The 20,207-nt window shown below is 41.9% G+C and carries 18 protein-coding genes and 1 riboswitch; of the genes, 6 read left to right on the top strand and 12 right to left on the bottom strand.

The window, feature by feature from the left end:
- Window positions 1–6: 6 nt before the first annotated feature.
- Genes AC55NX_RS18080 through AC55NX_RS18070 form a run of 3 tightly spaced genes read right to left on the bottom strand, consistent with a single transcriptional unit; the run spans window position 7 to window position 2,434 of the window.
- Window positions 7–624 carry a cobalt-precorrin-7 (C(5))-methyltransferase gene (locus tag AC55NX_RS18080; RefSeq protein ID WP_496996997.1) on the bottom strand — a complete coding sequence of 206 codons (618 nt, stop codon included), beginning with the start codon at window positions 622–624 and terminating at the stop codon, window positions 7–9.
- Entirely contained in the window at window positions 621–1,757 is a 1,137-nt protein-coding gene (cbiD, locus tag AC55NX_RS18075; protein WP_496996996.1) for a cobalt-precorrin-5B (C(1))-methyltransferase CbiD, read from the bottom strand. Before cbiD ends, AC55NX_RS18080 begins: the two co-directional genes overlap by 4 nt.
- Complete coding sequence (locus tag AC55NX_RS18070; protein ID WP_496996995.1) at window positions 1,754–2,434, bottom strand: cobalt-precorrin-8 methylmutase; 681 nt, start codon at window positions 2,432–2,434, stop codon at window positions 1,754–1,756. Before AC55NX_RS18070 ends, cbiD begins: the two co-directional genes overlap by 4 nt.
- A gap of 140 nt (window positions 2,435–2,574) precedes the next feature.
- A riboswitch (cobalamin riboswitch) is annotated at window positions 2,575–2,735 on the bottom strand.
- A gap of 320 nt (window positions 2,736–3,055) precedes the next feature.
- Here AC55NX_RS18070 and cobA point away from each other — a divergent pair.
- Complete coding sequence (cobA, locus tag AC55NX_RS18065) at window positions 3,056–3,832, top strand: uroporphyrinogen-III C-methyltransferase (protein ID WP_496996994.1); 777 nt, start codon at window positions 3,056–3,058, stop codon at window positions 3,830–3,832.
- A 22-nt stretch (window positions 3,833–3,854) separates the two neighbouring features.
- On the opposite strand, the gene AC55NX_RS18060 is transcribed toward cobA, so the two are convergent.
- Window positions 3,855–4,463 (bottom strand): histidine phosphatase family protein, encoded by a 609-nt coding sequence (locus AC55NX_RS18060; protein ID WP_496996993.1) that lies wholly within the window; start codon window positions 4,461–4,463, stop codon window positions 3,855–3,857.
- 398 nt (window positions 4,464–4,861) lie between these two features.
- Here AC55NX_RS18060 and AC55NX_RS18055 point away from each other — a divergent pair, with 398 nt between their 5' ends.
- Window positions 4,862–6,895 carry a starch-binding protein gene (locus AC55NX_RS18055; RefSeq protein WP_496996992.1) on the top strand — a complete coding sequence of 678 codons (2,034 nt, stop codon included), beginning with the start codon at window positions 4,862–4,864 and terminating at the stop codon, window positions 6,893–6,895.
- Between the two features lie 161 nt (window positions 6,896–7,056).
- Here the strand turns inward: AC55NX_RS18055 and AC55NX_RS18050 are convergent, their stop codons facing one another.
- The gene (locus AC55NX_RS18050) at window positions 7,057–7,941 is read right to left on the bottom strand and encodes a PhzF family phenazine biosynthesis protein (RefSeq protein ID WP_496997011.1); all 885 of its coding nucleotides are present in this window, start codon (window positions 7,939–7,941) and stop codon (window positions 7,057–7,059) included.
- A 1,064-nt stretch (window positions 7,942–9,005) separates the two neighbouring features.
- On the opposite strand from AC55NX_RS18050, the gene AC55NX_RS18045 reads away from it, so the two are divergent.
- Together AC55NX_RS18045 and AC55NX_RS18040 are read left to right on the top strand one after the other, a co-directional pair.
- Window positions 9,006–12,239: a non-reducing end alpha-L-arabinofuranosidase family hydrolase gene (locus AC55NX_RS18045; RefSeq protein ID WP_496996991.1), complete on the top strand. Its 3,234-nt coding sequence runs from the start codon at window positions 9,006–9,008 to the stop codon at window positions 12,237–12,239.
- Between the two features lie 119 nt (window positions 12,240–12,358).
- On the top strand, window positions 12,359–13,507 hold the full coding sequence (locus AC55NX_RS18040) for a sialate O-acetylesterase (protein WP_496996990.1): 1,149 nt from the start codon (window positions 12,359–12,361) through the stop codon (window positions 13,505–13,507).
- A gap of 462 nt (window positions 13,508–13,969) precedes the next feature.
- On the opposite strand, the gene AC55NX_RS18035 is transcribed toward AC55NX_RS18040, so the two are convergent.
- Window positions 13,970–14,230, bottom strand: coding sequence for a hypothetical protein (locus AC55NX_RS18035; protein ID WP_496996989.1), 261 nt, complete (start codon window positions 14,228–14,230; stop codon window positions 13,970–13,972).
- A 1,103-nt stretch (window positions 14,231–15,333) separates the two neighbouring features.
- On the opposite strand from AC55NX_RS18035, the gene AC55NX_RS18030 reads away from it, so the two are divergent.
- Complete coding sequence (locus AC55NX_RS18030; RefSeq protein ID WP_496996988.1) at window positions 15,334–15,528, top strand: hypothetical protein; 195 nt, start codon at window positions 15,334–15,336, stop codon at window positions 15,526–15,528.
- Between the two features lie 222 nt (window positions 15,529–15,750).
- Here the strand turns inward: AC55NX_RS18030 and AC55NX_RS18025 are convergent, their stop codons facing one another.
- The 6 genes from AC55NX_RS18025 to AC55NX_RS18000 all read right to left on the bottom strand — a co-directional run bounded on the left by AC55NX_RS18025 (window position 15,751) and on the right by AC55NX_RS18000 (window position 19,638).
- Window positions 15,751–16,155: an uL16 family ribosomal protein gene (locus AC55NX_RS18025; protein ID WP_496996987.1), complete on the bottom strand. Its 405-nt coding sequence runs from the start codon at window positions 16,153–16,155 to the stop codon at window positions 15,751–15,753.
- A gap of 845 nt (window positions 16,156–17,000) precedes the next feature.
- Window positions 17,001–17,402, bottom strand: a complete 402-nt coding sequence (locus AC55NX_RS18020; RefSeq protein ID WP_496996986.1) for a hypothetical protein — start codon at window positions 17,400–17,402, stop codon at window positions 17,001–17,003.
- 523 nt (window positions 17,403–17,925) lie between these two features.
- On the bottom strand, window positions 17,926–18,327 hold the full coding sequence (locus AC55NX_RS18015; protein WP_496996985.1) for a hypothetical protein: 402 nt from the start codon (window positions 18,325–18,327) through the stop codon (window positions 17,926–17,928).
- A 115-nt stretch (window positions 18,328–18,442) separates the two neighbouring features.
- Entirely contained in the window at window positions 18,443–18,847 is a 405-nt protein-coding gene (locus AC55NX_RS18010) for a hypothetical protein (protein ID WP_496996984.1), read from the bottom strand.
- 214 nt (window positions 18,848–19,061) lie between these two features.
- Window positions 19,062–19,388, bottom strand: a complete 327-nt coding sequence (locus tag AC55NX_RS18005; protein ID WP_496996983.1) for a hypothetical protein — start codon at window positions 19,386–19,388, stop codon at window positions 19,062–19,064.
- A gap of 43 nt (window positions 19,389–19,431) precedes the next feature.
- Window positions 19,432–19,638, bottom strand: a complete 207-nt coding sequence (locus AC55NX_RS18000) for a hypothetical protein (RefSeq protein WP_496996982.1) — start codon at window positions 19,636–19,638, stop codon at window positions 19,432–19,434.
- Window positions 19,639–19,898: 260 nt separating this feature from the next.
- Between AC55NX_RS18000 and AC55NX_RS17995 the strand changes: the two genes are divergently transcribed.
- Window positions 19,899–20,093 carry a hypothetical protein gene (locus AC55NX_RS17995; RefSeq protein ID WP_059121937.1) on the top strand — a complete coding sequence of 65 codons (195 nt, stop codon included), beginning with the start codon at window positions 19,899–19,901 and terminating at the stop codon, window positions 20,091–20,093.
- Window positions 20,094–20,207: the final 114 nt, after the last annotated feature.

Raw genomic sequence — 20,207 nt, 5'->3', positions numbered from 1 at the left:
TTTCGTTCAGGACATTCGTTCAGAGCATTCATTTAGGACAATGACCACATTCATGTCATATGAACGCTGCACCTGCTCTGCCTGTAGCATCGAAATCCGTTGATCGGCATAGCCCAGATTTTCACCGATAATAAATGTCCGTTTCAGTTGACGAACCAGCGCTTGCTGTGCGATTCGATACGGCCCGAGATATTGGTCGGTCACTAACGCAACCTTGTCGTGTGCAAACAGAAAATCGAAATCCGGTGACTGGCCATGACTGCTGGTGATGTACAGATCGTTCATATCCATGCCGATTTCAGTAAACAGCATTTGAATCGAACTGATCCCGGGAATGACTTGCCGCTCATCGGGCGGAAAATGCTGGCAGATACGTTTACCGATCCCAAATAACATCGGATCACCCGATGCGAGCACCACCACCTGACGCGATGCCAGCTGAGCCAGAGATTGCATGATGACGTCGATACAGCCTGACATCGCAATCCGTTCCCCCTGAAAATCAGGAAACAGACGCAATAATCTCGGCCAGCCGACCAACACCTCGGCACGGTCAATCAACTGACGTGCGGCAACCGTCATCATGTCATCCCGGCCGGGCCCGGTGCCGACCACATAAATCATTGGTAATCCTCCACAATCTCGTCAATCGGACGATGAGCACCTAAGACCTGATTGTCATAAGAAAACAGCACCACATCACACCTGAACGGGCGACTGGCATAGCGCAGCATGTCTGCGACCCGTGTGCAGATCCGCTGTGCCAGCGCGGTATAAACCGCCTGATAGCCATGCTGTTCAATCAATGCCAAGGCTTCTTCGGTAGTCAGGCAGGCATAAACCTGTTGCAACAAGGCATTCGGTGCCCCCAACAATGCCAAGTGGGTGACCAGTGTTTCCAGCCGGGCATCGGCAATATGCGAGTGAGTATGAAAAACACCGGCGGCAATCTTGATCAGTTTGCCGATATGCCCGACCAGTAAAACTTGTTCAAATTCAAGACGATTCGCCTCTTGCAACATGTAGCCGACAAAGTTACTCATGGTCACGACCATCTCGTGATTCAGATGCAGCTGTTGACGCACGAACCGTTCGCCATGATTGCCCGGTACCAAAATGACCCGACGGTGGCCTTGGGCTTTTTTCTGTTCCAGCTCAATGGCTAACGAACGTTTCCAGCTCTCTTCAGACATCGGGGTCACAATGCCGGAGGTGCCGATAATCGAAATCCCGTTTTCAATCCCGAGCCGGGCATTGTAGGTTTGCCTGGCCCGCTCAATGCCTTCCGGTGCGAAAATCTCGACCGTCACGCCTTGATTGGGCCCGATGACCTCACGGACAGCCTGCTCAATGGTATGCCGCGGGGTTTTATTGATTGCCGCAGCGCCGACCGGCAAGCCAACCCCTTGCCGTGTCACGGTGCCGACACCTTCCCCGCCGATAATCTCAATCGATGTTCCGTGTTTGCGGGTCACCCGGGCAAAAATCAACATCCCGTGGGTGGCATCGACATCATCCCCGCCATCTTTGCGAATCGCAGCAACGGCCTCAAATTCAGCCACAGATGCTTCTTCAACACTCAAATGCAAGGGAACACCGGAAGGCGTCACGATCGAGACTTGATGGATAAGCTGTTGACGCAGCAGCATCAAGGCCGCCACTTTCGCTGCCGCGGTCGCACACGAGCCGGTGGTATAGCCTTTGCGATAGGCTTTACCGCGATGCCAGACAAGATCCTGAAGCGCAGATTCGGTCATCGCGCCTCCTGCATGTCATACAACACCGCATTGACAATCGCGGCAGCAACATTACTGCCCCCTTTGCGCCCGAGAGCGGTAATAAAAGGAAAATCGCTGTCATACAGGGCTTGTTTCGATTCAGCCGCACCGACAAAACCAACCGGAACACCGATGGTGACAGGCCGGTTTGCTCCGGCACTTTGCAGCAACTGAAACAGTGCCGTCGGGGCGTTGCCGAAGACAAACACCGCATTTTCGGTTTCAGCCAACGCCTTCTCAACCGCCACCATCGAACGGGTTTTGCCTTGTGCCTTAGCTGTCGCCGCCACATCCGGGTCGGCAATATAGCAGCGGACCTCACAGCCAAACTGGCGTAACAGGGATTTATTCATACCGGCCAGCACCATGGTGGTATCGGTATAAAACACACATCCGGCCGCAATTCGGGCCGGTAACTCGGTCAGAATCGTGGGTGAGAATTTTAAAATTTCCAGCCAGTCAAAATCGGCGGTGGTGTGAATCGCCCGGGTAATGATTTTTTTCTCAAGCGGATGGGAGAAATGATAGGCCGGAAAGTCCGTCCGGATGATCTGATCAATGATCTCGAAGCTGGTCGATTCAATTTGCTGCGGCTGTTGAATAAAGGATTGCGGTTGCTGACTTGTTGTCTGGCATCGGTTTGGGTTCGCTTTCATAGACCACCAATCACTGTTTAACTGAGAAGGTTGAACCAAGACCGGTTTAACCAAGTTCTGTTCTACTGGTGAATTGCGGGTATAAAGCAACCGCCCCCAATTGATTTGGAGACTGCACCTTACTCGCTTCCCACCGAAGGAGTTACGGAATTGCTTTGACTCGTCTTCTGACTCAGCATCAACCTTCCTGATCCCTTCCCGTTTGCACAGTGGTTTGATCAGGTCGTCAGCATTACAGCAGCGGGGGCTGTGGAGGAATTTCACCTCACTTCCGATCCGTATCCAAATTGCCTCAATAGCTGTGAGTCGTTCTTACCGAACATTGACAAGCCGTCACTTTGGGAGGCTGGATATCGGATCATCATCAAAGCAATGATGTTTATTCGTCTGAATACACTGACAGAACATGCTCGGATTGCATTGATAGTCATCAATTTATATTCAAATAATCAAAATGATACTTATTCACGAGATCACCCGATATTCACCCCGCACAGAAATATTCATTCGTGGCACATAAACCCCCTTCCGGATCAACGATCTTTTTTGTCAGCCATAGTTCAATAATCGCAGCGGTCAATCCGACCAATGAATCAACACAACATGTCATGAGGTAAAAAGATGAAAGGCAAAGTATGGTTAGTGGGCGCCGGACCGGGAGATCCGACATTGCTGACCGTGAAAGCACTTTACTGTATTCGTCAGGCTGAAGTGATCGTCTATGACCGTCTGGTCAGTGATGAGATTTTGCAGGAAGCACCGCCACACTGCACCATGGTCAATGTCGGCAAACTGCCCAATTATCATCCGATTCCTCAGGATGATATCAATGACTGCCTGATCCAGTTTGCGTTGCAGGGGCACAATGTGGTGCGTTTGAAAGGTGGCGATCCTTATGTGTTCGGCCGCGGTGGCGAAGAAGCCGAGGCGCTGGCAGAGTTGGATATTCCGTTTGAAGTGATTCCCGGCATCAGTTCAGCAATTGGCGGACTCGCCTATGCAGGGATCCCGGTCACGCATCGTGATTGTGCCTCTTCTTTCCATGTGGTGACCGGCCATTTGAAACAAGGCAAAGATCCGCTCGACTGGTCACAATTTTCCAGACTGGACGGGACACTGGTGATTCTCATGGGTATGAGTCAAATTAAACATATCTGCCAACAACTGGTGGACGGCGGCAAACCGGTCAGTACCCCGGCAGCTGTGGTCCGTTATGCCAGCCGGGACAATCAGCAAGTCGTCACCGGCACTGTTGCCAATATTGCCCAGCGTGCGGCAGAAGCTCAAATCAAGTCTCCGGCATTGATTGTCATCGGCGGCGTGGTCGAAAAACAGACTACCCTCTCGTTTCAGGCGACTTGTCGCCACATCAGCGAGTTAGCGAAACTTGCAGAATAAGAGCGGAGATAACAAAAACTCATCAAACCGCTAGCGGACATGCAATACTGTTGACCGTCAGATAAGTCTCTCCCTGATAGCGGTTGAGGGTGAGATGCGTGACACTCTGGTTCGGAATCGCCAGTCCGGTATACCAACGCGGATTCTGCCAATCCAGACCGAGCACATGTGCCAGTATGTAACGAATCGGCCCGCCATGCGCGATGATCAAGGTATCATGCCGGCACTGTTTAATCAGTGCTTCCCACGCTTGGGTCACTCGCGCCACACCGAGAGCCAATGGCTCTGCCTCCGGCAGGGGTGCATGTGCCGGATCCGCCCAAAACTTTTCGAAGGTCTCCCATTCGTCTTGCAACGTATCAAACGGCACCCCGTCAAACCGCCCGAAATTCTGCTCTTTGAACCGCTCATCTACCGTTAAATTCAGGGCCGGATTCAACGCGGTTAATTGTTCCGCCAGATAGCGGCAACGGGTTAAAGGCGAGGTATAGATCGTCTGAAACTGATAATGGGTCAGTAAAGCACGCGCCATGGCTTGTTGGGTCACTTCATCGACACCGACATCCGTATGCCCGTTCAGCGCCGGCTTGCCTTCGGTTTTCCCGTGTCGCAGCAAATATAAGTGAATCATCTGTTTTCCTTTGATATACAGGCAACTAAGCATAGCAATTTCTGCAAAAAGTACACTCGATTTTCAGAACTGAACGGCGCAGCCATTTTTGCAACAACCAACCTTCCTGAAATGAATTTGTGATCAGTTCAATAGTTCGGATGAATTTTTCATCCGGTTGCATGATTCTCATCCCTAATTCGGTGACGATTCTCACAGAACAGACGGATCATACAATTCTACGCCTGCCGAATTCCTCCCGGTCATTTGAACAAGTGGATGAGCACTCCGCCATGATTTGTTTCTATGATAATGCTTGTTGATGTGTCGCCCCGTGAATTTTCAAACTATTGCGAGGCATGTTGACGGAACATGTTAACGAAACAATAAACACAAATTGAAATGGTTAGGATGAGAATATGAAGAACAAACTATCGACCGGAATTATGCTATGCAGCTGCCTGTGGGGACTCTCTCCGGCATATGCACAGGATGCACCCAAAACCGCCTTTGTTCATTTATTTGAGTGGAGTTGGTCTGACATTGCTACCGAGTGCGAAGACTTTCTGGGGCCAAAAGGATTCGCGGCCGTCCAGATTTCCCCCCCGCAGAAAAGTATCGATAACCCAGCCTGGTGGTCTCGCTATCAGCCGATGAGTTACCAGTTTGATAATCGTAGTGGTAACCGCGAGCAGTTCAAAGATATGGTGAGTCGTTGTAAAGCGGCCGGCGTTGATATTTATCTCGATGCCGTGATCAATCATATGGCAGCGTTAAACCGAAGCTTCCCTGATGTACCCTATGGCTCCAACGATTTTCACAACTGTACCGACAATATTAACTACGGGAATCGCTGGCAAGTTCAAAACTGTGACTTGGTGGGTCTGAATGACTTAAAAACCGAATCAGAATATGTGCGGCAGAAAATCGCGGACTATATGAATGATGCCATCAGTATGGGTGTTGTCGGTTTCAGAATTGACGCGGCAAAACATATTCCGGCAACCGATATTGCTGCGATAAAAAGTAAACTCAATGGCAATCCATACATTTTTCAGGAAGTCATTGGGGCAAGCGGTGAACCGATCCAGCCTTCAGAATATATTGATAATGGAGATGTCACGGAATTTAACTTTGCCCGAACCCTTGGCAGCAAATTTAAAAACGGTCACATCAATGAGCTGAAAGAGTTGAATCAATGGAGTGGCTGGCTGCCCAGCGATGATGCCGTCGTATTCGTGACCAATCATGATGATGAACGCACCAATGCCAGTAATGAGCTGACATATAAAGATCAGGGCAATTTATACATGCTCGGCAATGTGTTCATGTTGGCCTACCCTTACGGCTATCCGAAAATTATGTCCGGCTATCAATTTAATCACAGTGATGATGCACCGCCGGCGACGGGTGTTCACTCAGGAAATGCCTGCCGCTTTAATGGCGGAGACTGGATCTGTACCCATCAATGGCGCGGTGTGGCCAATATGGTTGCATTTCGCAACGCCACCGCAGCATATAATCAAGTCACTCACTGGTGGGATAACGGTAGCAATCAGATCGCATTCGGCCGTGGCGGACTTGGATTTGTCGTCATTAACCGCAGTGATACCGCCGCGCTGGACAAAACGCTGAATACCGGTATGCCTGAAGGGGACTACTGTGACATCATCTCCGGTAATTTTGATCCGAGTAATGGTGCGTGCAGCGGAAATATCATTCACGTTGATAGTCAGGGCAACGCCACATTTAATGTGTCTTTGCAAGATGCAGCCGCAATTCACGTGGGTGCTAAAATCGATGGCGGAACAACTCAACCGAATGAGCCCGTTCCCGCAACAGCAGTGAGTGAACAGGCGATCTGCTATTACGACAAAAATACCTCGTTTAACACACCTTCTATTTATTATTGGAATGTCGCGCCGGCAGGGGCATTAGAGGCAACCTCCTGGCCCGGTGTCGCGATGACGAAAAATGGTGACTTTGCTTGCTTTGAACCCGGCGCCCAGCTCACGGCCGTTAACGTGATTTTCTCGGATCAGGGTGCCTCTAAAACCGTTGATCTCACCACTCAGTCCGGTACTTGTTACTTCAACGGCAACTGGAAATCGCTGAGTGAGTGTGGCTTTTCCATCAAATCCGGAGATGACAGCCATCCTACGGTGCAAAATAACAAAGTGTGTTATGACAACCGGCAGAACTTTAATCAACCTTATCTCTATTTCTGGAATGTCGAAGCAACCTCTCCTGTCGATACCGTATCATGGCCGGGAGTTGCAATGACAAAGGAAAACAATAGCTATTGCTATGATTTCCATCAGGAACTCGCTTCCCTGAATGTTATTTTCAGTGATAATGGCAGCCGCCAAACCGATAATTTATCGGCAACACCCCCGAAGCTCTGTTATCAAGACAATCAGTGGCAGGAAATGACCGCATGTAGTACGAATTAAGCTACACACGCAATACGTTATTACGTTATACGTTACGTTACGTTACGTTACGTTATATTGTGGGGCCCGGAGACAGAGAGATGAAGCTGGTACTACTGGAACTTGGAGCACTCAAGCTTCATCCATTTCAGTCGCATCTGTACCCGCGCCCCGGATATTTTTCACGGCAATAAACGCGTCCCAAATGCTTGCGCAAAACCACCGACCAAGACTTGAGTAATCCCTGTCTCGTCTGACTCAACGAATGCTGTAATTCTTGAGGGACTGCCCATCGCCCTGCCTTGCTCGAAAGTAAAAACGCGAGAATGACCGGCATACAGGTGTTTGATTAAATAACATGCCAGTGCACCATTGGCACTCCCCGTGGCTGACTCTTCCGGAATTCCGACTAAAGGCGCAAAATTTCGACACCTTGCGGTTAAATCACTATTCTCCTCACATAACTCAAAAACATGCATCCCCGTCACCTGATGCTGTTGTGAGAAATCTCTGAGTAAGTCGTCATTCACTTGGATGTGATTGAGGTATCCGTGCGGGAGCGGCACAATAATATCCGGCAACCCGGTCGAGAGAACCTCAATCGGCAATCCGGTTGATGCTAACAGTGCCGCATCAATACCGACTAACGGGGATATGTCCTCGTAATCAAGCATTTTGATATATTCCGGTAAATTCTGCTGCATCACGACGTGTCCATCCGGTTCGATCAACACGCCAAGTAATCCCGCTTTCGTTTTTTGCGTGTATTGCCCTTCTGTGAGCAATCCTCTTTGATACATGGTTGAAAACGTGGCTAACGTTGCGTGCCCGCAAAAGTCGACTTCTTCGGTTGGGGTAAAAAACGAGACTTCAAAATCGGCTTCACTCTCTTGTGGCTGTACTTGCGAAGATAAGACTTGCGAGACAAAGGCCGTCTCGGAATAGCCGACGGCTTGTGCGATGGCTAACTTTTCTTGGTCTGACAGTTCATCAGCATCCAAGACCACACCCGCAGGGTTCCCACCGCTGCCATTTTCAATAAAAGCGTTCACCAAAATTACTTCCACGTTGTTCAAGACATCTCTCCTTGCAGTCGCTCACTCAAATCACGCCAACGTCATTCAACACAAACTAACCGACTTAAACAGCAAAGCCAATTCAAAAAGTGAATTGGCTCGAAAACCGGGCTGTGAAAGGTATCGCGACAGGCAAAAAATGAACTGGCTCCGCCGCTTGATCTCCATGATTTAATTTGGTCATGATTCAGATATCGATGATACGAATCATCATCATGATATTGTTCGTAAAGTCGTATCTTTGAAAACTCAAACAATTAGCAAGACTGATTATGGCTGGTTCAAGGAGGTTGTGGATGTAGCAAGGAAAATTGAAACTGATATACAGAATAATGGCTTTTATCCAGAAACTGAAAGTATGCTATTAGAATTTCGAGAAAAGCTTTTAGAATGTCCGAAAAATTTATCGACAATTAGAGACTGGTAAGAATATAACACATATAAACACGCTACCTATCAATAGACGAATTTAACTAATCCGGCTATATTTATAGCCAGATTTAAATCAATAAAAAATTCATTTAATTCGTCTGCCATACGGCTATTAATCATCGGTTACAGCAAACATACAGAGGCTCTCTTATTATAGCCCTACCGAAACCCGCCTTATTTCAAGACATTGAAATAAAATAAAAATCAGACATTTACCGATTACTCCCAAGATGACACGACTCAAGCTCAGGTGCTGCATACACAGTTATTTTCAGGCTCATTTAAGGCGAAAATAATTTTGTTAATTGTATTAATAGTGTGCCTAGAAGTAGTGGCAGCGATCAAAAATAATAAATAACGTAATCCATAAACAAATTCTAAAAATTGCACTTTCAAAGTTAAACACTATGTTTTACATGATCGTAAAAAGTCGATTTTTATTTGACAAAATAGTCAAGAAAATCGTTCTAAATTTTATTCAACTACGTGACACACTTAACTGACGAACATTATTTTTTTCAATAATGCTAACGAAGCAAATGACCTTATTTTAATCAGGTCTCTGAATTGAGCATCATCACAACATCTAACCGGACATTATTAATTTGTAAAAGGAATACATAATGAATATAAAATGTCTTTCTAAGAACATGTATGCCAAGGCATCGGCAGCCATGGTGCTTGGAGTACTTGCAAGCAGCGTTACTTTACCTGAAGCCGCGCTTGCAGCGAACCCTATCGTATCACATGTTTATACAGCTGATCCTGCTGCCCGTGTTTTTAACGGGCGGATGTATGTAGTGACCACGCACGATCAGGATACCCAAACCGATTATAGCCAATTGCAAGATTACTATTTGTTTTCTTCCGACGACATGGTGAATTGGCAAGATCATGGCATTATTTGGAATTCTAAAACGAATACTAACTGGGCCAATTTGGCTTACGCACCGGATTTTATAGAGCGTAACGGAAAATACTATTTATATTTTCCAGATGGTGGCGGTTCAATTGGTGTGGCCGTTGCTGATAACCCAGAAGGTCCTTATGTCGATCCACTCGGTCATGCACTGGTGGATAGCAGTACGCCAAATGGCAGTGTGCAGTGGATCTTTGATCCCAGCGTGTTTATTGATGATGATGGTCAAGCTTATTTGTATTTTGGTGGCGGTGGTGAGGGGAATGCCCGTGTGATCAAATTAAATGATGACATGATTAGCACCAGTGGCAGTGCAATATCCATCGATGTCCCAAACTTCTTTGAAGCGCTTTACATGCATAAGCATAACGGCACTTATTACTTATCGTATTCTTCCGATACCAGTTCGGGCATGAAAATTAATTATATGACCAGTAATAATCCGACCACAGGATTTACCTACCGAGGTACGATTTTGCCCAATCCATGGGAAAATAACTCAAATAACAATCATGCTTCAATTGTTGACTATAAAGGTAAAAGTTACATTTTTTATCATAATCGGGCTGTGGCTAACGAACGTGGCGCGAGTACTTTTCAGCGTTCAGTAAATGTTGACCGTTTAGAGTACAACAGTGACGGTAGCATCAAAGAAGTGAATGCCGGGCGCGCTGGCGTACCACAACTTAAAACTGTCAATGCATTTAATATCAATCAGGCTGAGATGTTTGATGAAGAAAATGGAGCAGAAACTGAGAACGCCTCTGATGGTACCTTAAATGTAATGATGGGTACTGGTGATTGGATAAAAGTATCTGGTGTTAATTTTGGCAATGGTGCCCAAGAGCTAAAACTACGTGCAGCAACAGATACTGGCTCAAGTTTAGAAATTATTTTGGATAGTTTGAATAATTCTCCAGTAGCCACGATTGATATTGATGACACAGGTGGCTGGCAGACGTGGCAAACCCAATTAACTGCATTAAACACCACGATAAGCGGTGTGCATGATGTGTATTTGCGTGCGAATGGATGGCATAACTTGAACTGGTATCAGTTTATCGGCAGTGGTGGCGATGCTGGAAGTAGTACATTGACCGTAGAATTAGAGTCTTTATCTGGACAAAATAATTTTAGTCCATTGAGTGTTAAATCAGATGGTGGCGCTTCTAATGGGCAATATATTGAATGGACAAACAACGGCAGTAATCAAGTATTAAGCAGCCCTTCCAATTCTGCCAGCGGACAGGTAGCAATAAACTTCCGAGTTTCTCAAACAACGAATATCGGTTTTGAAATTCGAGCGTCATTGGCTGGCGGCAACGATGATTCATTTTATTACCAGTTAGATTCGGGGGGTTGGATCACTCAAAATAACACCGCCACAACTGGCTGGGGTAACGTTACGCTTCAGACTTTCAATAACGTTGCTGCCGGCGATCACATGCTGAGGATTTTACGACGCGAAGATGGCGCTAAATTAGATAAAGTTACACTCAATGCTACAAACGGTAATATTCGTTTACTTGCTGATGGTAACAGTGGTGATGATGGCAGTGATTATCAAGTGCCTAATAATAACTTTGCTGACAACGGTGGTGCAGAAGGCGGCTTAATGAATTGGTCTACAACGGCCGGCTCTATCAGTTTAAGCAATACACAAAGTCACAGTGGTTCATCAAGTGTATTCATTACTGGGCGTACTGCAAGTTGGCACGGTATTACCTTTAATCCAGGCTCCTTAGTGAATGGTGATAAATATGACGTAGCAGTATGGGTTAAATTAGCCGCAGGCTCAGCTGATGTACCAATTACGTTAACTGCAAAACGCCAAGAAGACGGTGATAGCTCAACGTACAATGAGTATGAACAGGTTGCTACTGCCGTTGCATCGGCTAATCACTGGACGCTATTACAAGGCTTTTATACACAAAGCGGTACACCTTTTGAGCATTTTATTATTGAATCTGACAATGAAACCGTGAGTTTTTATGCGGATGATTTTTCAATTGGGGGTAACGCCGGCGATAGCAATCAAACGTGTGATCTGAAATCGAACAACCACTGGACATCAACCGGTCCGTTAATTTCTCCTCAAAGATCGAATTGGGCGTCAATTAAAGATCCAACCATTGTTAATTACAACAATAAATATCATGTATTTGCGACGGTATTTGATACGGCTAAAAACAGTTGGGGTGGGGTTTACTTAAACTTTAGTGACTGGAGCCAAGCCGGTTCTGCAAATCAAGTAGATATGAGCACCACACGAGCAGGCAATACAGTTGCACCTCAAGTATTCTTTTTTGAACCAGAAAAAAAATGGTACATGATTTACCAATGGGGCGCTAAATATTCTACTAACACGGATATTAGTAATCCAGCGGGTTGGACAACACCTCAACCGTTGTTAAATAATGGGTTGAGTAATGGCATCGATTATTGGGTGATCTGTGACGATAACTATTGTCATTTATTCTTCTCTGGCGACGACGGTAAGTTGTATCGCTCAAAAGTCTCGATTGGTAACTTCCCGAACTTTTCCGGTTATGAAGTTGTGATGCAAGATAGCGTTGCGAGACTGTTTGAAGCCTCTAACGTTTATAAAGTGGAAGGCACTAATAAATATTTATTATTAGTGGAAGCATATGGCCCGCGTTATTTCCGCTCTTGGACATCGACGAGTTTAGATGGTCCTTGGACACCTTTAGCGGATACCCAATCAAATCCTTTTGCAGGGGCGGCAAATGTTTCTTTCCCAAGCGGAAAATGGACGGATGATATTAGTCACGGTGAGATGATACGTTCAGGATATGATCAAACCCTTACGATTAATGCCTGTAATATGCAGTACTTGTATCAAGGACAAAATCCAAATTCAGGTGTATCAGACTACAATCGCTTACCTTATAAACTTGGTTTAATAAGCGCAAATTAGTCATGCAGTAAGCTATCGCCACCCGATAATGGGTGGCGATATGAATAAAATAATTATGTGATAGTGCATGTTTTTTACTGCCACATTAAACCTTACAACACCAAATTAAGGTGATGATTATGAAATATATAATAACGGCACTGGTTGCTTTGATGTCGATGTCTGCTATCGCAGAGCCTGATCCAAACTTTCATGTTTACTTGATGGTCGGGCAATCAAATATGGAAGGCGCTTCACCGGTTGAATCTCAAGACCGTATAACGAACCCCAGAGTCATGGTATTACAAGACGAGTCATGTGGTGGCATAGGATATTACGGTCAATGGCGCGTGGCATCACCGCCTTTAGTTCGTTGTTCTGGCGCTTTAGGGCCTGGTGATAATTTTGGCAAAATCATGGCGAACAATTCTGATCCTAAGGTAACGATTGGTTTAGTGGGCGCTGCACATGGCGGTCAAAAAATAGAATATTTTCTAAAAAATTGTAGTGATTTTAACGCATGTTCACCGACCTTTGGTTCAACACCCAATAATTTGAATGGTGGTTATCAATGGCTGATCGATCTTGCCCGTAAAGCGCAGGAAAGGGGTGTCATAAAAGGTATTATTTTCCATCAAGGTGAAAGTAATACGGGTGATCCGGCTTGGCCCGGACGTGTGAAACAATTAGTTACCGATATACGTAACGACTTGGGTATTGGTAATGTTCCTTTCATTGCGGGTGAGCTGCCTTACCCGGCCTGTTGTTCTAGCCATAATCGTTTAATCGCACAATTGCCGTCACTGATTACCAACGCACATGTTGTCAGTGCTGCGGGTTTGAATATTCACGATCAATATCATTTTGATTCTGCAGGTGCGCGTGAAATGGGTAAGCGCTATGCAACCAAAATGTTGCAATTAGTAGATACCGGGGCTGATGATGGCACGGGAAGTAACACTATCGTTGTTCGGTTAAGTGGCGTTGTTGGTGATGAAAGCGTTAACCTGCAAATAGGAGGAACCGCAATCAAGCAGTGGACAGCGACAAATTATATGGCTGACTATACTGTGAATACTGATGCGACAGGTGAAATTCGTGTTGGCTTTACAAATGATGGCGGGAATCGTGATGTTCAAGTAGATTACATCATCGTCAATGGTGTTATTCGCCAAGCTGAAGATCAAGACGATAATACCGGCGCATGGGGCAATGGTACTTGTGGGGGTGGTACATTCTCAGAGTGGCTTCATTGCAATGGCTCGATAGGATTTGGGGCATTAAGATAAGACATCCATACAATGAAAGCTCGCAATGTTCGGGCTGTCGCTACATAATCCTCCATCGAAAAACCTAGCTACAGGTAGGAGTCGATACCTTAATGATTAACAACGGAGAATGGGAAAGCCGCAACAAACTGGGGTTGGATTCAATACTGTAATGGTTCACTGCGGTATAAGTGGAGGGTTACCTGACTGTGGACGATAACGGTCAGTTCCTCAGTTTACACTGCCACATCCCAAACACCTCGGCTGTTCGTCAAACGTTACCATGACGAACAGCCGCCTTATTTATGATCATCTTTTTCGGAGTTAATCAGTACTTTTCTCAGCCCCTCATAAGTTAACCTCTTCTGGATACTTTTTTACCTATATATTTTTTCTTCTTCAGAAAGGGGCTCTTCGAGAATGAATTGAATTTTCACTCCCCTACTTCACAACATTATTAAATATAGAAAATTGAATAAAAAATTAATCTGTATTACGCTTTTCCATATTCCTAATTTTTGTTACATGTTCATACTCTTCATCAGTAAAAAAGCCATGAGCCTCTATGCCACTCAATGTTTTCAATATTTTATCTAATAATTCATTAAACTCATCCGCAGTTTTTATTTCTCTAATTTTATCTAAAGCATATTCATAAACTTTTATACCTTGTGGCGAATTTCTTGATACTGCTAACTCATTTAATTTTTCAAGATTATGTTCTAATTCTTTAATTTTGAGCATAGAAAAACCTTATAGTAATCGAGTTGTTGTTTCTTCAATTGAATCAGTCATATTAATAAAACCTTGAAATCATATATCCTTGCTCACTTCATATGGATAATCAGTCCTCTGATGTACGGCTAAACATTCGTATATCCAAGCTCTTTTATTATGATGACAGCATAAATATTGTATGAAAAATGTTCTCTAATACTTTAATGAACTAGCCCTTCTACAGCTCGGCTTGAGTGCTGATGAGTCACAGAAAGATATCATTTACTACTTTGGAAGTAATCGGTATTTTTAATAGAAAATATTAAACAAATGACCATGAATAATATCACTCCAAAAACCGATTCCAGATATTCTATATAGTATATTGTGTAAGTTTCACCAACATACTTCTGCCCGTCCAGAACAAACCGTTCGTATAACGGATATAATTCTTTAGCAATTATCACCATATATAACAGGAATAATATTGATGATATGGCCATTGACAACAATAACTTTTTTATAAAATTTATTTTAATTTTCATATAGTAACATTAAAAAATTAGGCGATATGCCATTGTAAAAAATCAATAAATAACCATTCCCATTTTGTAGCATAACAGTGATCTACTCCCAAGAACTACTCCGAAACTGCATTCGTCATACTTGTTAAATAACCATTGTTCCGTGCCGTTATTGCTTCTGCCGCGTAAATCACTGTTGCTCTTTTGCAGATCAATACAGGAGTTAAAAAGCCTACCTTCACCATCAATAGCGCGTCTCTTTTAGATTCCATCAGAAAAGTGAACTGACTCGAAGAACCTCATACTTTTTCCATACTTGCGTCTATTGTACCAGTGCTCGACGTTCATTAATCTAACCCTGTACCGGAAACATTCCGGGACGGGATTGGTCCCCCGTTTTAACCAGTCTAGGCGCATATTGGCGGTTCTCAGCGAACTGTTTTTATGCGACTATCAGTGCCGCCTGAAAATTATGGTGGACTGATTGGGCAGCCTCCGGGCTGGCCGTTTTCCTAGACACGGTAGGACCAAACCCGACTCAGTCCACCACCCAAAGATTGGTCCCTTTAGATGATGGAAAAATTTAACTCAGTCTAGGAGACAACTATGTTTGAAACCATCCACTATGATCCACAACTATCACAAAAAGCCCGTGAATATTTACGCCAACTGGAAGAGATTTTTCTGGCGGAACAGTGGGAAAAACGACAGGAAATGTGTGAAGTATTACTCTATCTCAATAACTTAATCACCACCCACTATTGTCAGTATCATGAAGACGGTAATGAAAGTCTTTTATAAAAACTAATCGTATAAAAAACATGATTGTGTTTGTGATCAGCGAGCCGCATTTGCGGCTCGGTTTGATTTAGGCGTCAATTGAATAGCTTATCTGAATTTATACAATGAGACTCACAATATCATTAACAGTTTCACCTTATTGACTCACCCAAAAGATATAGTTGAATTTATCATCCTTCCACTGGTTCTGGGGCTAAATCATCATGATTTAATAATTATAAATTAAACATAGGTGAACAATATAAAAATGGGAAAAAAAGACATCCATATATTAGCTAATAATGCTGATAAAAATAACGCACCAAAATACTTACCATAAGTTTTCTTTATATTCAAATGCCAACAATACATTTCATCACTTGGTATTTTCCACATAAATCTTAACATCAGATATCCAAACCAAAGGTACATAGCTGAACTTGCAAAAATCCAAGACATATTAACTTCCAGCATAAATTTTGCACGCTCTCTGAATTTAAATGGAGCATTTCTTAATATATCAATCATCATAGTTCTCTTGTTTTTCCTCAATCTAACTGATAAATAAATATTAATTATAAAGAAAGGAAAAATACTTAAAACTACCATCACCCCAGCAAAGTTTCTTAATATTTCAAAATCAATCAATTAAAACCTCTTACTATATCAGAAATATATTTTCATATTAATTTTTTCAGTCAGAAAATTCTCTACATAAAAATTACTTTGATGAAACTAACGATTTATGTTGTTAAAAATGAAAAAAACTATCGTTGATATAGTCCAAATATTTATTAGAATACAATATATAAGGTATAAAATATATCTTTCACCATAAACGTATCGAATATGATTATGCCAATCGATTATTTCTTTTCTTTGAACTTTATAGAAAAATATATAGTTATCAACAAGAAAGGAAACAGGCTGAAAATCGTCAAAAAACCATCTATATCTCTGAGTCGTTCCATATAATTAAATATCATACTCTCTTACTTTACTAAAAATATATCTTCTATTCATTTTTCATCTTATTATAAATAAACCAGTTAAATTGCAACCATTCCCTTCAATAAAAACTGTGATGTGTTAATTCATACTATCGGATGTATATGTCAAGAAAGATAATAGGAATTGATGTAAAGAAAATATTCGCAACAAGTGCTGAAAACAGATATACAAAGAAATACCCACCATATAACTCTTTTATATTCTCATGCCAATGATATAGATCTTGATGAGATATTTTCCATATATACCGAAGCATTAAATATCCAAACCACAGATATAAAATAGAGCTAGCAAAAACCCAAGACATACCAGCATTCATTAGAAGATGAATCCTATTCCTAAATATTTCAGGTGCAGAACTAGCTATCTTGTTAATTAACTCATGTTTATTTTTTCTCAGTCTTAAAGATAAATATGCATTAGTTATAAAAAACAAAATACTCGACACGAGGAATGCGACTGCGAATGTAAAATCAACAATTTTAATTAAATGGTAATACACATAATAAAATGACAAATCCCATCAAGGAAAAATTTACCAGTTTTGCTGCTATAATATATGCAGTAGAACACTTACCGTATATGGTTTTAATATCACTTTCCCACTCTTTCAACTCATTCTTAGGTATTCTCCAAGCATATCTAAGCATTAAATAAGCAAACCAGATATGAGTAAAGGAACTGGCAAATACCCAAGATGCATTAGACTCCATCAATAATTTAGCCCGATTTCTAAATTTTTTTGGCGCACTCTCGGATATCATATAAATCATTGAATATTTTGATTTTCTTAGTTTAAGAGATAGATAAACATTGATAAAAATCCACGGAAACACCGTCGGTAAAAACAGTATCAGTCCTATTTTTATAGCTGTATCAATCAAAAAAATTCCTTTATATAACTACCAGCTGTTAAGGTACTTGCTGAAACACTATACCTGAATCAGAAAACACTTCAGCAGACCATCTTAATTTTTTCTCGCAACTAATAAAGCATCATTTCAGAAATACAGACAATATTAGTATTGGGAAAAATGTTAATGATATATTCATAGATATAAACATAATCCTATAAATAATATAGTTTGAACTAATAGCTGTTCTGATATCTTTTCTCCATTGAGTAAGATCTTCCCTAGATATTTTCCAGCCAAATCTAAGCATTAGATATCCAAACCAAAGAAATGGTACGGAACTGGCAGAAATCCAAGAAATGTTACTTTCCATCATAAATTTAGAGCGTTGCTTGAATTTATCAGGAGCACTATTACTAATATTTAGAATAAGAATGTATTTCTGCTTTTTTAGTTTCATCGATAGAAACACAGCAAGAAACAACCATAAGAACAAAGTTGGTAAACAGAATATAGTACTAACTGTTACAATGTAATTGATCAAAATGCATACTCATTGGATGTACACTCCTATACATGCGATAGGTAGTCCTACAAGCCATATATTAACTAAATATGTTGAAATATTATACATTTTATAATAAGAGTCATATGCTTCATTAATTTTATTTTTCCATAATTGAATATCCCGTATTGGAATCTTCCAAGCATACCTTAACATTATATATCCATACCACGTAAAAGCTGTAGAACTGGCAAAAACCCAAGAAAAATTGCTATAAATTTGGAGCCTAGCTCTATCCCTAAATTTTTCAGGAACATTATGTATTATTTCTTGAATGATGTCTTCCTTTTGGTTCTTTAGCCTTATTGACATATAAACAACTAAAAATATATAAGGAATTCCAGAAAATAGAAAAGCAAAAATACTGGTCATTGTAATTAATTTAATCAAAAAGTAGCTCCTCTATATTAGTCCCTATTTTATTGGAAATATCACCTCCATGAATTTGAAACTGAGTCGATATGACAGCAAGAGTTATTCAAGATGTGTCAATATTTTACAGGAATTATTTTCTTAGCCAAATTAATATTACTAATAATGGTAACCCAGTAATCCATAAATTGATCAAAAAATTAAGTATTTTGTAAATCTTATAGTCATCACCATAAATTTTTTTGATACTATAATGCCAATTATGAATTTCTGATGCGGGTATTTTCCATGCAAATCGGAGCATTAAGTACGAAAACCATGTATGACCCGCAGAACTCGCAAAGATCCAAGATATGTTACTATTCATGAGTAACTTTGCTCTTTCCTTAAATTTATCTGGTGCACTATTTGATATCCTATCGATAAAATCATACTTTTTCTTTCTTAATTTTATAGATAAATAAGCATTCATAATTAACCAAGAAAACATTCCAATAAGAAATATTATAAGCGTAAACTTTGCAAGGTAATCAATCAAAAAATAATTCCTCCACTGAATGTCCAATATAATCTGAAGCCTCAGAGCCATATAATCCCCACAAAAGGCTTCCACCCGCAAGAAGAGCTATAGACAGGCCACCAGTAACAGGGGCAAAACCTAATGCCCACCCAATAGCAAATCCCCCACCACTATTGACAGCAGCCGATGTGACCTTCTTGGTCACGCTTCGATTACATGTTTTTCATATAAATCATTTACCTGTGGATTCACAATTGATTGATTTTTTATATAGATCTATTTGGCACTTCTGTTCATCCCACGGAGCTGCAATAGTGAATTTCAAATATCCACCAAAAAGACTTAATCTTACTGGATAAACTGATACAGAATCATTTTCTAAATCAATATTGCTATTTCCCATTTTGCAGAATCTAGTTGTGTTATCCATCTTTATATCTTTGATATATATACACGGATCATCAGTTTTAATATACGCGATATAAGATATTTTCTTCTCTCCATATTCAAAATTATCTGACTGATAATATTTATAGTCACTAATTTTCTCTACTGCCATGAGATTGAAAGAAATAACCATAAGATATAAAAAAATATTTTTCTCATTTCAACACCTTTAATCTGTTACGAAATCTATTATCATCAACATTAAAATCATCATTCCATAACTGCTCATTTTTCATCACACTATTAAAATGTGAATCTTCTCCAGATAACCCTTCCTGTTGATCTTTATATACTGCCGGAATGATTTTTGCCCTTGTATTCCCACGAGCATCTTCTGAGCCGGTATATGCCGTACTGCGCACCGGCCCAACCTTGTGTGACACGCAACCAGCAACGGGATTGGTCCCCCGTTTTGAATACTTAGGTGCATAAACAACGGTTCTCAGCGAACTGTTTTTATGCGACTATCAGTGCCGCCTGAAAATTATGGTGGACTGATTGGGCAGCCTCCGGGCTGGCCGTAGCCTAGGTAACGGTAGGACCAAACCCGATACAGTCCACCACCCAAAGATTGGTCCCTTTCCGTGGTGGAACAAAGTCTAACTTTACCTGGGAATTTACTATGTTCGAAACCATCCACTATGATCCACAACTATCACAAAAAGCCCGTGAATATTTACGCCAACTGGAAGAGATTTTTCTGGCGGAACAATGGGAAAAACGACAAGAAATGTGTGAGGTATTACTCTATCTCAATAACTTAATCACCACCCACTATTGTCAGTATCATGAAGACGGGGATGAAAGTTTTGTATAAAACATGATTGGTGTTTGTGATAAGCGAGCCGCATTTGCGGCTCGGTTTGATTTAGGCGTAAATTGAATAGCTTATCTGAATTTATACAATGAGACTCACAATATCATTAACAGT

It is taken from the genome of Vibrio rubrogenes, from assembly GCF_059641415.1.
This window is presented reverse-complemented; position numbering and strand designations above follow the sequence as displayed.

What these genes read in the sequence shown, in the direction of transcription:
- AC55NX_RS18080 (WP_496996997.1), bottom strand. Translation starts at nt 624, where the DNA reads ATGATTTATGTGGTCGGCACCGGGCCCGGCCGGGATGACATGATGACG.
- cbiD (WP_496996996.1), bottom strand. Translation starts at nt 1,757, where the DNA reads ATGACCGAATCTGCGCTTCAGGATCTTGTCTGGCATCGCGGTAAAGCC.
- AC55NX_RS18070 (WP_496996995.1), bottom strand. Translation starts at nt 2,434, where the DNA reads ATGAAAGCGAACCCAAACCGATGCCAGACAACAAGTCAGCAACCGCAA.
- cobA (WP_496996994.1), top strand. Translation starts at nt 3,056, where the DNA reads ATGAAAGGCAAAGTATGGTTAGTGGGCGCCGGACCGGGAGATCCGACA.
- AC55NX_RS18060 (WP_496996993.1), bottom strand. Translation starts at nt 4,463, where the DNA reads ATGATTCACTTATATTTGCTGCGACACGGGAAAACCGAAGGCAAGCCG.
- AC55NX_RS18055 (WP_496996992.1), top strand. Translation starts at nt 4,862, where the DNA reads ATGAAGAACAAACTATCGACCGGAATTATGCTATGCAGCTGCCTGTGG.
- AC55NX_RS18045 (WP_496996991.1), top strand. Translation starts at nt 9,006, where the DNA reads ATGAATATAAAATGTCTTTCTAAGAACATGTATGCCAAGGCATCGGCA.
- AC55NX_RS18040 (WP_496996990.1), top strand. Translation starts at nt 12,359, where the DNA reads ATGAAATATATAATAACGGCACTGGTTGCTTTGATGTCGATGTCTGCT.
- AC55NX_RS18035 (WP_496996989.1), bottom strand. Translation starts at nt 14,230, where the DNA reads ATGCTCAAAATTAAAGAATTAGAACATAATCTTGAAAAATTAAATGAG.
- AC55NX_RS18030 (WP_496996988.1), top strand. Translation starts at nt 15,334, where the DNA reads ATGTTTGAAACCATCCACTATGATCCACAACTATCACAAAAAGCCCGT.
- AC55NX_RS18005 (WP_496996983.1), bottom strand. Translation starts at nt 19,388, where the DNA reads ATGGCAGTAGAGAAAATTAGTGACTATAAATATTATCAGTCAGATAAT.
- AC55NX_RS17995 (WP_059121937.1), top strand. Translation starts at nt 19,899, where the DNA reads ATGTTCGAAACCATCCACTATGATCCACAACTATCACAAAAAGCCCGT.